Below are 12962 nucleotides of genomic sequence, written 5' to 3'. Positions count from 1 at the left end.
GCAGAACATCATTTCGTTTCTTTTTATTTATACACATTATTTTCACCGCCTATATTAAAAAATACTATTACACGTTTTCTGTTTCATTATAATACAGTATAAAACTTAGCGCAAGTAAACGAATATGAATTGTTTAACAGCCGATTCTGTTTTTATTTCATTATATATTATGTATATCTAATTTTTATTTACTTTTTAATAATTGATTTACAGAATCCAACTTCGGTAGAGAAGATATGGCTCCTTTCTCTTTGGTTGTTAGAGCACCAACTGCATTTGCAAAAAGTGCCATATTTTCTAACATAGATTCACTTAATAGATTTAAATCACTAACATTATTTTTGATCAACTGAAAAAGAACACCGGCTACAAAACCATCACCAGCACCGGTTGTATCCTGAACCTTTACTTTAAACCCCGGAACAATTTTACTGTTTTTACCATCATAAAAATAACTCCCCTTAGCTCCTAAGGTCACAAAAATTAATTTAGGTCCATGCGCCATAATTTTTTTGGCTCCTAAATTGATTTCTTTTTCATCTGTTATAAATTCTAACTCTTCTTCAGATAATTTTACTAGATCGGCTGTTTTAAGGCCTGCTATGATCCACTGCTTTGCTGTCTGCTCATTTTCCCATAAAGGCCTTCTTAAATTCGGATCATAAGAAACCATTATTCCCATATCTTGAGCCATTTGAGCCATTTTTAAAGTTGTATCTCTTACTGGTTGATTAATTAAACTAATTGACCCATGGTGAAAAATCTTAGCTGTTTTAAATAATTCAAGGTCAACCTCTTCCCATTGATATAACATATCTGCACCTGGATCCCTGTAAAAAGTAAAATCACGGTCACCTGTCTCATCGAGTGTTACAAAGGCTAAAGTTGTTTTAGCTTCATCAGTCTGGATAATAGCCTTAGTTTCAACTCCATTATCCTCTAACGTTTCGATTAATAATCCCCCAAAAGGGTCTCTACCTACTTTCCCCACAAATGCACTACTCAAACCTAATCTGGCAATACCTACTGCAACATTAGCCGGTGCTCCCCCAGGCATTCTTAAAAAGCCCTCATTTTCTTTTGAAGATAAACCCTTTTTCAAAGGCACAAAATCAATTAACATTTCACCCATCGTCATAATATCTACTGCCATCGTCCCATCCCCTTTAAAATAAAAGCACTTATAATAATCACTAGTTTATTATCTGTATTGTTATTCGGCAATTTTAATAACAGCTTTAACAATATCTGCCTTATTTTGAACACTATAATCCATTGCTTTCTGCACATCATCCAGCTTAAAAACATCTGTTACAATTCCCTTTAAATCTATCTTACCCTCTGCCACAGCTTCAATAGCCATGGGATAAATGTGACGATAACGAAATACAGTCTTAAAAGTCAACTCCTTATCTAACACTAAGCTCATTGGTAGTGTCATTTCTCCACTCTTACTATAGCCAACCAGTACAATATTAGCCCCTTTTTTAGTTATCTGGATTGCTTGCCTAGTAGTTATTTCAGTTCCTGCTGTTTCAATTGCAAGATCACACCCTACACCAGCAGTTAATTCCTGTAGCTTTTCTACTACCTCATCTTCTTTGGCGTTTATTACACCTGTTGCACCCAATTCTAAGGCCTTTTCCAAACGTTTCTGCATAATGTCAACAACATATACTTTGGAAAGCCCCATTGCCTTTAGAGCCATCAGCGAAACAAGCCCTATACACCCTGCCCCCATAACAACAGCAGTCTGACCAATCTGTGCTTCCCCCTGTAGTGCAGCATGAAAACCTACGGCCAGCGGCTCAATAAGCGCACCTTCTAACGTGCTTACATTTTCAGGTAATTTAAAACAAAAATCTGCCTGATATACCACATACTCCTGAAATACTCCATCAACCGGTGGTGTGGCAAAAAAGATTACCTCTGGACACAGATTATATCTGCCAGTTTTGCAAAACTCACAATGACCACAGGTTTTTCCAGGCTCTAAAGCTACCTTATCACCTGGTTTTAAATCGCTTACATCTTCTCCAACTTCTACTACTATCCCACCTGGTTCATGCCCCAGAACAAAAGGGGGTTCAACTACATAATCACCAATTGCTCCCTGTTCATAATAATGCAGGTCAGAACCACAAATTCCTACATATTCTAATTTAACCAGAACTTCGTCTCTTTGGGGTTTAGGAATATCCCTTTCTGTTAATTCCATTCCTCCAATTCCAGTCATAACTGCTACTTTCATTTTATCACTCATTTTATTCTACTCTCCTTTAATCTTTCATTAATCAATTTTTACTACAATTAAATTCTTGATTTTGCTCATTAATCTACTTAAAATTAGTTTTACTATTTTTCAGCAATCTTTTATTTTTAATATTCATTTAATTTACCTCTATTTAAGTAAGGCTCTTTCATAATAGAACTTTTACATAATTGAATTGTTATCCAGACGATTAAAACGGAGCACCTAGGGCACTCCCTATTTAAATAGACCATACAAGAACAGTTTAATGTTGCAGAATTTAGTAAAGGTAATTATGGAAAAGGCTGTTTTGCTGTTTGACCGTAGGGAGTTTAAAACAGCCCATAATTGCCTAATACTAAATTCGTTGCGGAGTTTTTGTCTGGGAACAATCAATTATGCAAGATGCTTAAGTACATAATTATATAAGTTATAATTAATAAATTTATTTTATGATGATTTTACAACATATTTTTGGTAACTATCAAAGCCTACAGCAAATAATAACACAAGTCCTTTAATAACTAATTGATAATACTGGCTGACATTCATTAATACCAGGCCATTACTTAAAACCCCCATTATTAAAACACCAGCAATTACATGAAACATTTTACCATAACCACCATTAATACTGACTCCTCCCAAAACAACAGCTGTTAAAACATCCAGTTCAAAACCTTTACCTGCAATTGCCTGACCAGAATTAGTCCTTGATAACATCAAAATTCCAGCAATTCCAGCAAATAAACCTGACAAACTATAGACCAGATACTTAACTCTCTTAACATTTATTCCAGAAAGTTCAGCAGCCTCCTCATTACCACCAACTGCATAAAAATACCTTCCAAAATAGGTTTTATTTAAAATAAAAGCACCAATTAGCATAATTATAATCATAATAATAACTGGAACGGGTATAAAACTAATATAGCCCTGGCCAATAACAGAAAAAGATTTTGGGAAACCAAAAATTGGTATGCCACCAGAAATAATATAGGCTAAACCCTCAAGAATAGTCAAACTAGCCAGAGTAACAATTAAAGGTGGCATTTTGATATTAGCAATTATCCAACCATTTAAAAAACCTACAGAAGTACTAACTGTCAGTGCAATTAAAATTGCAAATACAGGATTTAAACCTGCCTTAGCCATAAACCAGGCTGCAATAATATTAACCAGACTAATTTGAGAACCAACAGAAAGGTCAATACCACCTAGTAATAAAACAAAAGCCATCCCCACTGAAGTAATTCCTAGCATAGATATTTGTCTTGTTACATTAATTAGATTACCAAAAGTTAAAAATGCATTTGTAGTTAAAGTAAAAAATAATATTAATACTAGTAGTGCTACAAATATTCCATACTTCCTCATTTTATTGAGGTTCATTAAAATCACTCTCTCTTTCAATTTTGGATGCATAATTTAATATTTTTTCCTGGCTAAATTCACTTTTTTCTAAAGAACCTGTAATTTCTCCCTCAGCTAAAACTATTATCCTATCTGACATTCCAATCAATTCTTCCATTTCTGAGGAAATTAAAATAATTGTCTTTCCTTGAGAAACCAAATCATTGATTAATTTGTAAATTTCAAATTTTGCCCCAACATCTATTCCTCTGGTAGGTTCATCCAAAATAATAAGCTCCGGTTTAGAAGCCAGCCATTTCGCCAGAATAACTTTTTGCTGATTACCACCACTTAAATTCTTAACCTTTTGTCCTAGATCTGGTGTTTTAATATTCAACTTATTTTTATAATCCTTAGAAATACTAATCTCTTTATTCTTATTAACTACAAAATAAGATGAGATTTTTTTAAGAATAGACATTACAATATTACCTTTAATGTCTAAATCTAAAAGTGCCCCCTGCTGTTTTCTATCTTCTGGTACTAATGCTATCCCATAACTAATAGCTTCTTGGGGTGATTTAGGAGAGATTTTTTTCCCTTTGTAAATCATATCTCCCGCTGTTATTTTTTTAACTCCAAAAATTAATTCTGCCAATTCTGTACGGCCAGCCCCAATTAAACCGCCAAAGCCAAGAACCTCTCCTCGACAAAGCTTGAAAGAACAGTCTTTAACACCATTCCCTGTTAGATGATTAACTTCCAATAGCACTTCATCACTAATCTCTGTCTCTCTCCTGGGAAAGGTTTCTTTAAGCTCTCTGCCAACCATTAAACTTATCAAATGATCAACATTTGTTTCTGAAGTCAAAAGACTATCTATTACCACTCCATCTCGGAGAACAGTAACTCTATCAGCCAATCGAAAAACCTCATCTAATCTATGAGAAATATATATTATTGTTACTCCTCTTTCTTTAAGTTTATCTATCATAACAAATAAGTGTTTCAACTCTGATTTAGTCAGAGGGGCAGATGGTTCATCCATAATTAAAATTCTAGCCTTCTTAGATAAGGCCTTAGCAATCTCAACTATCTGTTGATAACCTACTGTTAACTCTTTTACCAGGGATTTAGGATTAATATCAATATTAAGCTGATCAAAAATTTCTTTAGATTTTTTAACCATCGCTTCTTCATCAATTACTATACCAGTTCTAATGGCATTCCCTAAGAAGATATTTTCAGCAACACTTAATTCTCCAACAAGATTAAATTCCTGGTAGATTACAGAAATTCCATTTTCTTCAGAACTTTTAGGAGACATTTTAGTAAATTCTTTGCCATCTATAATTATTTTCCCTTTATTTGGTGTTATTGCACCAGTACAGGTTTTAATTAAAGTTGATTTTCCTGCACCATTTTCTCCAACTAAAGCATGAACCTCACCTTCTTTGATATCCAGTGAAACATTATCAAGTGCTACAACACCCGGATATTTTTTAGTAATATTTTTTAATTGGAGTATAGTATTATCTTTCATGATATAACTCCCCTTATTTATTTTTACAGACAGCCCTATTAGATTAATAGAGCTGTCTGTTTAAAAATATTTTTAATTATTGCTCTGAATATATTTATCGACATTTTCCTTAGTAACTGGAATCATTTCCCTATAAACAATATGTGGAACTTCTTCTCCAGCCATCATTTTTTCTAAATACCCATAAATTACTTCTGCCATTTTTGGTGGTTTACCGGTATTTAAAACTGACATTCGGATAGCTTCATCATTAACCATTGCTTCTAATTCCTGATCAGTTCCATCAACAGCAAAAATACCAAAATCTTTACTTAATTTACCGGCAGCTTTCACTCCTTCATTTGCTCCAACTGCCCCACCACCACCGATGGCACAAATAACTTTCATATCTGGATGAGCCTGCAAAAATGTTTCAGTTTTATTAATGCCTTCAACAGGGTTAATAGCACTTGATTCTGCCACAATTTCTGCTCCGGGTGCATTTTCTTTTAAGCCATCAACAATACCATTTCCTCTTGCAAGTAAAATTTCAATTTGCGGATAATTTAAAATCCCAACTTGGCTTTTCCGCCAAGTTTTTCGTTAATCCAGTCTGCTGCATATTTACCAACCATCTTACCAATCTTATAATTATCAATTAGCCAGCATAAATCGGCATTTTCTATATTTTCATCCCAGCAATATACTTTAACTCCATTTTCTCTTGCCCTGGCTAAAGGTTTCTCTACTGAATTCTTTTCGACCGGGTGAATAATCAAGGCATCAACACCACTGGCTATAAAATTTTCGATCTGATTTACCTGTTTACCGGCATTGTTAGAACTATCAACAACAGTAAATTCTCCACCTTCAGCCTTAATTATTTTTTTAAGTTCAGCAGCCGTTGCTGCCCAAATCTGGTTACTTAAATCCTGAACAGTCATTCCTACGCGAAATTTTGGTGCAGCAACGATTTTAGCAGTATCAAGTAAAACACAAGTAAATAAAATAGCAAAAACCAACAAAAACAACATAAAAAATGAACTAAATTTTTTCATTAAATGTCCCTCCATTTTTTTAATTCATTGTAATCATGATCACATGTCAAATTACAAACCAAAATACATACCTACCAACTATGTAGCTAAACCAACACCTCCTCTCAATTACCTGAATACTCTTCCATTTTTACCAGGACTTATAACTTCATTTTAATAAGGATAATTCTTTAGTATTTTTTAATTATTAAATACATTAATATTATCTTTATTAAACTCCTTAAATAAGTACTTATATATTAACACTTATTTTAAACTGTGTCAACAATTTTACTATTTTAATATGTAGAAATTTCAGTTCCAAAGTCAAAAATTGTATAAAAATACCCCTTCAATAATTTAAAAACCTATATAAACATATTAAAGAGACAAAATAGCTTTTAGATGTATTATATTTTTAAACTTTGCAAATATATGACTCTACTTGTTGCAGCGCAGCACCTAAAGCAGATGCTTCAACAGGATAAAGACAGGGTTTAAGATAAGAGCCATCTGACTCAAATGTATTTAATTTAGCTACCTTCTCTCTTAATTTCGAAATATATGGTTCAATAAAACTTCCGACATAACCACCAATAATTATCGTACAATCAAAAACCATTCTCAAATTATTTACCTCAATTGCCAGTAAAGAAAGGTATTCATCCCAGATTTGATATAATTTTTCATCCCCCTTTTCAAGTTTTTTAAAGAATTCTTCTAATTTACCATCAGTATATTTAACAAGGGCTTTAGCTGAGCAATAAGCATCAAAACAGCCCTTTTTACCGCAATAACATTGTTTTCCATCTGGTATCAATGTCATATGACCAAACTCACCACCCCGCCAGTTATCTCCCAAATATAATAAATCATTCATATTATTAATGATGTTATCCCCCAGGTACGGCCGTCTTTCCTCAATAATTGCACCACCAACACTATTACTAAGTGAAAGATATACTGCATTAAACCTATTCTCAATATGATACATTTCGGCAATACTGGCCGCATTGGCATCATTAATAAAAACACATTTATATGGAATAAACTCAGAAAAATTATCATAATCAATATCTGAAACACTAAGAGCATGGGAATAAGCAATCCTTTCTTTCTTATCATCGATAATACCGGGAATTGAAATTCCAGCTCCCAGAAACTCATTATCTGAAATCCCTTCTTTTTTAAGAAATTCAAGAGCAATATTAGCCATTTCCTTATAATACTCTTTACTATGAGTATATGGATAATAAATGCGCCTATGTCTTAATACTTCACCAGATAAATTAGTCAAAACAAGACCAATATGATTTTGGGTAATATCAATTCCTAAGGCATAATAAGCATCTTTTATCGAGGCAATAGCCACTGCCTTTCTCCCACCTGTAGACTTAAATTCTCCAACTTCTTGAACTAGACCTTTTTCTATTAATTCATTAATATTTTGAAGAACTGTTGGCATACTAATTCCTAACTCTACTGATATATCAGGTTTGGAAACACGATCATTATTATTAACATATCTAAAAATACGATTCCGATTAATCCTTTTTATTGCCATATTGCTTACTCTTTTCCCACTCATATTTACCACCTTCATCACTTTATTAAAGTATTTACGATAGTCTTAGTATAACATTTTAATATATCAGATACAAGTATATTAGTTATATTTTTCACAAATAAAAATATAATTTATTCACATTAATGCTTTGTGTAAGCCAATTATATTAATGGAGCGACTCTAACTTTTTGTGGAGGCAGGATGCCGGAACAAAAAGTTGTGACAGAGAACGAAGGTACGGATACCGTAGTGAATGACAAGCGGAATTAATATAATTGCTGAAACGGAAAAGTGCAATATACAATCCTGTTAGAATTTCTAACAGGATTGGTTATAATTTAATAAATTTTATTTCACTTCTGAATCAAGTTCAAATTTTTTATATACACTGTCCCAGTCTTCTCTAAAGATAGCCACTGCTCTATCTGTTAAATGGTGTCTGTGAGACTGAAGCATTATCTCAGGACTTAAGGTCATTGCCCTTACACCGGTTTTAAGTAATTCTTTAACTTGATTTGAAGTTTTAATACTTGCTGCAATTATTTTGGCCGAATATTGATGTTTATCAATAATATATTTCATCTCTTTTACTAACTTAACCCCAGACTGTTCGATACTATCAAGACGACTTACATAAGGAGCTAAATAACTAGCACCGGCTTTGGCCGCAGACAAGGCCTGAGTAAGAGAAAAAATAGCTGTCGCAGTAACTTTAATTCTAGCTGTATCAATTTCTTTTATAGCAGCAAGGCCCTGTTCGCTAACAGGTATCTTAACAATTATTTTATCAGAGATACTATGTAATCTTTCTGCTTCCTTAATAATATCTTCTTTTAGAGCAGATATAACCTGTACATGCAGGTATTTATCACTTAATACTAATAGCTCATCTAACAATTTAAACAATGGCTTTCTTTCTGCCGAAATAATTGATGGATTAACTGTTACACCATCAATTGGCAGCCACTTTTTTAATTCTTTGATTGTTTTTACATTAGCACTGTCAACATAAAGTTCCATAATACACCTCCATATTATTTTCACTCTTATAAAACATATCTCTCTTATCAGCCTCTTCTATATTTTTAATTCTCTGCTTATAGAAATCAGGCATTTTTAAGCCTTCTTTTTCAAACCAGGCATAAGGGTCAGTTCCTGCCTGCAAAACTATATTTCCCCATGGGTTATAATCTCCAGTTCGTATAATTGCTCGAGCCTCATAAGCTATCTCCTTTAAAATTTTCTCATGGGATATGTCTTCAAAATCTACTTCTTTAAATATCTTTTTTAATTCATCATATAAAGGTTGATTATTACTCTTTGTTTCGGGTGCACACATCACTTTCTCACTGATAAACTCTTTATTAATAGTGCTAAGAACTGTAGGCAGATCTGGCAGACCTTTTTTTATTGCTAAATCAACACAATCTGCTTCTTGGGGAATTGGAAAGCCAGCATCACAAACTAATAAAAATTGTCCATGGCCCATACTGGCAATAACTCTACTGACTTCACGGTTTAAAATTCCTTTGCGTTTCATAAATATTCTACCCCTTTCAAATAAATTATTATCCCAATTTTTTGATAACAAACAGCTTTTAATATTTTAAGCTTGTAAAATTTCATCTATTTTTTCTATTACCTCAGATTTAAGCTCCCAGTCAAAAGCCCTTACATTCTCTCTTACTTCTTCTACATTTGTTGGCCCGGCAATAATAGTCGAAATACCCTTTTTAGCAGCCATCCAGTTTAAAACCAGCTGTACCATAGGTTTTCCTAAGTCTTTTGCTATTTGGCGAACTTCGGCTGCTTTTTTTAAATTTTTCTGCAGTTTTTTTCCTCTAAGTTCTGAATTGGCTGTTCTCACATCACCATTATCAAGTTTTTCGATTTCAAAACTAGCAGTTAAAAGCCCCTGACAGAGTGGACTGTATGGGATTACACCAAGATTATTATTTTCTGCATATGGAAGTATTTCCGCTTCAGTTCTATAATTTAATGCTAAATCATGATAGTGATCTGAATTTCTATCTATCATATTATATAAGACCTGGTCACTCACAATTTCTCCATATTTTTTGGCTTCTTTAATCAAAAATACATTATAATTACTGAGTCCTATATTGCGGATTTTCCCCTTTTCTTTAAGTTCATTCAATGTTGAAATAGTTTCTTCTAAAGGAGTATTAGGATCAGGCCAGTGTAGCTGATAAAGATCCAGATACTCTATATCTAGTCTTTGCAAAGTTAAATCAACCTCTTCTAAAATACTCTCGCGAGAAAGATTACGAGTTATAGTTTTAGAATCATCCCAGCGCAGTCCACATTTGCTGGCAATATATATCTGATCTCTCTTACCTTTGATCGCCTCACCTAATACCTTTTCGGCATGACCAAATCCATAAACCGGAGCAACATCAAAGAAATTAATACCTAGTTCCATTGCCTCTCTAATTGTTTCAACTGAACTTTTATCATTAGCCTCTGTCCAGTCGTTTCCTACCGGCCAGCAGCCAAATCCTAGAACTGATACTTCTAAACCTGAACTACCCAATTTTCTATAAAGCACTTTAAAACCCTCCAATTTATCTACATATAGAATCTATATTAATAAGTTTAAAGTTTAATCAATCTCTGATAGACTATTATAGACACCTGTCAGAGAAGAATAAGCATCTTTAAATACCGGGTAAAGCTTTTGATATTTTTTAACCTTTTTTTGCTCTGGTGATTCCTTTTCAATAATAGGATTTAATTCTTCAGCAACTTCTACTCCCGAAAAAATACCAACCCCAACTCCCCCTGCTATTGCTGCACCCAGAGAAGTAGCTTCTTCTAAAATTTTAGGCATTAACACTTCTTTATTATAGATATCGGCCATTATTTTGCGCCAGGTTCTACCTTTGGCACCTCCACCAATAACCCTGATTTTTGAAAAATCTATTTCATTTTCAAATATTTCACTGATTATTTTCAAGTTAAAAGTAACACCTTCTAAGACAGCTCTAATTATATCTTTTCTAGTATGTCTTAAAGTAAGACCCACCAAAGCCCCCTTTGCCTTTGAATTCCAGTGAGGACTTCTTTCTCCCATTAGATAGGGTAGATATAAAAGATTATTTGCCCCAGCTTTCGCACCTTCTACAGATAAATTCATTAATTCATAAACACTCAAATTTAAATCTTGAGCCGCCTGCTGTTCTAGCTGACATAAAGTGTTTTTTAACCAGTTATATGAGGCACCAGCTGTCTGCATCGTTCCACAGGGCATATACATCTTGGGATCCATGTGGATCCAGTTGAAAGTCTGCTGTTCTGGATCCAGAATTGGTTTTTCAGTGGCAAGCGCTATCCAGGATGAAGAGCCAAGGTAATTATATGCATTTCCCTCTCTGACAACTGCAGCTCCTACTCCAGCTGCTGCTCCATCTCCTGAGCCCAGCACCACTGGTGTGCCGGCTTTAAGGCCAACTTCTTCGGCAATATCCTTGCTAACTTTTCCTATCACATCAAATGAAGATCTTACTTCCGGTAATTTATCTTTATCCAGACCGATAGCAGAAATAATTTCAGCTGACCAGCGTTTTTTATTAATATCATAGAGATTCATTCCCGAGGCATCAGAATAATCAGTTACAAATTCACCAGTCAGCTTATTGACTATATAATCTTTAGCATGAATAAATTTATATGTTTTTTCGTAAATCTCTGGCTGATTATCCATCATCCACATTATTTTTTCTACAGAATAAGCTGGACTAACTCTATGGCCTGTTATCTTATATACCTTTTCTGCGCCGATATTATCTCTTAACTTTTCTGCCTGCTTGACACTTCTCTGGTCTGCCCAAATAATAGAACGGCATAAAGGAGCCCCATTTTTATCTAAAGGCAGGCAACCCATCATCTGAGCGCTAAAACTTATCACCGCAATTTCTTCTTTTTTTATTCCACTTTCGAAAATCAATTTTTTTGTTGACTTACATACTGCTTTCCACCAGTCATCAGGATTCTGTTCAGCCCAGTTTACATCTGGATAAAAAGTTTCATACTCAGACAAATGATTACTAACAAGCTTTCCTGCACTGTTATATAAAGTTGCCTTATTTCCGCTTGTACCAAGATCATGAGCTAAAATATATTCTCCCATTTGCCAAACCCCCCTCTTTAATTTTCATTACTGCTTTCTTCAAATTCTTCTCTACAGTAATATGATTTTTGCGTTCCTGTATTTAGATTCCTGACTATTGTTTTTTACGTACCTGATCAAATAACACTGCCAGAACAATTAAAAGACCAGTAGCTATTCTCAACCAGAATGGATCAACCCCCAGTAAGTTTCCACCATTGCGGAGGGTTGTCATAATTAACGCGCCAATTACTGTCCCAAATACAGAGCCTTCTGCACCATTAAGACTGGCTCCTCCAATTACTACAGAAGCTATGGCATCTAATTCATACATATTACCTGAAGTAGGAATACCAGATGAAAGGCGGGAAGTAAGCATTATACCAGCAACTGCAGATAAAAATGCATTTAACATATAGATTGCATAATAATTGATGCGCATATTAACACCGGAAAGGCGAGCCACCTCATCACTACTTCCGATGGTATATACATTCCGGCCAAAACGGGTTCTTGATAATACAAAAAATGAAATCCCAACAACAATGATTAAAACAACAAAAAGCATCGGCAGTCCCAGCACAGTCACTTGCGCGAAACTAATAAAACTTCCAGGTAGTCCAGTAATAATCTGACCCCCACTCAAAAGCAGAGCAAGACCTCTGGCCATACTCATCATACCAAGACTGGCTATAAATGGTGGCACCTTACCTTCATAAATAAATATACCTGTTATTGCCCCTAATACTATCGCTATTAAAAGCGTTATAATCATAGCCCCAAAGACAGGTACACCGTTTACCATCAATAAACTTATAATTATACTACTTACCCCAACAATAGAACCAACCGAAAGATCAATACCACCTGAAATAATAACAAATGACATCCCCGTAGCAACAACAGCGATTACAGAGGTCTGTCTTACCAGGTTAAAAATATTATTATAAGTGAGGAAGTAAGGACTTAAAATAGACAAAACCCCCCACATTACAAATAAAACTAAAAACAATGTCGCTTTAGAAACATTTATTTTTAAATAATTGATTATTTTATTTTCTTGAACTATCTCATTTCCCACTTAAGACACCTTCCTTTATCAT

Annotated in this window: 12 protein-coding genes; all 12 read right to left on the bottom strand. The window is 34.1% G+C overall.

Annotated elements, in window-relative coordinates:
* Positions 1-184: 184 nt before the first annotated feature.
* The 12 genes from GM661_RS07945 to GM661_RS07895 all read right to left on the bottom strand — a co-directional run bounded on the left by GM661_RS07945 (position 185) and on the right by GM661_RS07895 (position 12940).
* Positions 185-1153, bottom strand: coding sequence for a PfkB family carbohydrate kinase (locus GM661_RS07945; protein WP_230869528.1), 969 nt, complete (start codon positions 1151-1153; stop codon positions 185-187).
* Between the two features lie 60 nt (positions 1154-1213).
* Positions 1214-2263, bottom strand: coding sequence for an NAD(P)-dependent alcohol dehydrogenase (locus tag GM661_RS07940; protein WP_230869527.1), 1050 nt, complete (start codon positions 2261-2263; stop codon positions 1214-1216).
* A gap of 438 nt (positions 2264-2701) precedes the next feature.
* Positions 2702-3643 carry an ABC transporter permease gene (locus GM661_RS07935; protein ID WP_230869526.1) on the bottom strand — a complete coding sequence of 314 codons (942 nt, stop codon included), beginning with the start codon at positions 3641-3643 and terminating at the stop codon, positions 2702-2704.
* A complete protein-coding gene (locus tag GM661_RS07930; protein ID WP_230869525.1) occupies positions 3630-5147 on the bottom strand; it encodes a sugar ABC transporter ATP-binding protein in 1518 nt (505 codons plus the stop codon). Before GM661_RS07930 ends, GM661_RS07935 begins: the two co-directional genes overlap by 14 nt.
* Positions 5148-5219: 72 nt before the next feature.
* Positions 5220-5675, bottom strand: a complete 456-nt coding sequence (locus GM661_RS18945; protein WP_269059925.1) for a sugar ABC transporter substrate-binding protein — start codon at positions 5673-5675, stop codon at positions 5220-5222.
* A 17-nt stretch (positions 5676-5692) separates the two neighbouring features.
* Entirely contained in the window at positions 5693-6184 is a 492-nt protein-coding gene (locus tag GM661_RS18940) for a sugar ABC transporter substrate-binding protein (protein WP_269059918.1), read from the bottom strand.
* A gap of 397 nt (positions 6185-6581) precedes the next feature.
* Positions 6582-7751 (bottom strand): ROK family transcriptional regulator, encoded by a 1170-nt coding sequence (locus GM661_RS07920; protein WP_230869524.1) that lies wholly within the window; start codon positions 7749-7751, stop codon positions 6582-6584.
* A gap of 327 nt (positions 7752-8078) precedes the next feature.
* A complete protein-coding gene (locus GM661_RS07915) occupies positions 8079-8750 on the bottom strand; it encodes a transaldolase family protein (RefSeq protein WP_230869523.1) in 672 nt (223 codons plus the stop codon).
* Positions 8734-9270 carry a D-ribose pyranase gene (gene rbsD / locus GM661_RS07910; protein WP_230869522.1) on the bottom strand — a complete coding sequence of 179 codons (537 nt, stop codon included), beginning with the start codon at positions 9268-9270 and terminating at the stop codon, positions 8734-8736. The genes GM661_RS07915 and rbsD overlap by 17 nt, the downstream gene beginning before the upstream one ends.
* Before the next feature lie 66 nt (positions 9271-9336).
* Positions 9337-10299: an aldo/keto reductase gene (locus tag GM661_RS07905; RefSeq protein WP_230869521.1), complete on the bottom strand. Its 963-nt coding sequence runs from the start codon at positions 10297-10299 to the stop codon at positions 9337-9339.
* Between the two features lie 54 nt (positions 10300-10353).
* Positions 10354-11880, bottom strand: a complete 1527-nt coding sequence (xylB, locus tag GM661_RS07900) for a xylulokinase (RefSeq protein ID WP_230869520.1) — start codon at positions 11878-11880, stop codon at positions 10354-10356.
* 94 nt (positions 11881-11974) lie between these two features.
* The gene (locus tag GM661_RS07895) at positions 11975-12940 is read right to left on the bottom strand and encodes an ABC transporter permease (protein ID WP_205739175.1); all 966 of its coding nucleotides are present in this window, start codon (positions 12938-12940) and stop codon (positions 11975-11977) included.
* Positions 12941-12962: the final 22 nt, after the last annotated feature.

The organism is Iocasia fonsfrigidae, from assembly GCF_017751145.1.
Taxonomy (GTDB): domain Bacteria; phylum Bacillota; class Halanaerobiia; order Halanaerobiales; family DTU029; genus Iocasia; species Iocasia fonsfrigidae.
The sequence above is the reverse complement of the archived record's forward strand: the minus strand, read 5'-3'. Positions and strand labels throughout refer to the sequence as shown.

Coding starts and splice junctions, on each gene's coding strand:
- xylB (WP_230869520.1), bottom strand. CDS start 11,880: ATGGGAGAATATATTTTAGCTCATGATCTTGGTACAAGCGGAAATAAG.
- GM661_RS18940 (WP_269059918.1), bottom strand. CDS start 6,184: ATGAAAAAATTTAGTTCATTTTTTATGTTGTTTTTGTTGGTTTTTGCT.
- GM661_RS07920 (WP_230869524.1), bottom strand. CDS start 7,751: ATGAGTGGGAAAAGAGTAAGCAATATGGCAATAAAAAGGATTAATCGG.
- GM661_RS07945 (WP_230869528.1), bottom strand. CDS start 1,153: ATGGCAGTAGATATTATGACGATGGGTGAAATGTTAATTGATTTTGTG.
- GM661_RS07915 (WP_230869523.1), bottom strand. CDS start 8,750: ATGGAACTTTATGTTGACAGTGCTAATGTAAAAACAATCAAAGAATTA.
- GM661_RS07935 (WP_230869526.1), bottom strand. CDS start 3,643: ATGAACCTCAATAAAATGAGGAAGTATGGAATATTTGTAGCACTACTA.
- GM661_RS07940 (WP_230869527.1), bottom strand. CDS start 2,263: ATGAGTGATAAAATGAAAGTAGCAGTTATGACTGGAATTGGAGGAATG.
- GM661_RS07930 (WP_230869525.1), bottom strand. CDS start 5,147: ATGAAAGATAATACTATACTCCAATTAAAAAATATTACTAAAAAATAT.
- rbsD (WP_230869522.1), bottom strand. CDS start 9,270: ATGAAACGCAAAGGAATTTTAAACCGTGAAGTCAGTAGAGTTATTGCC.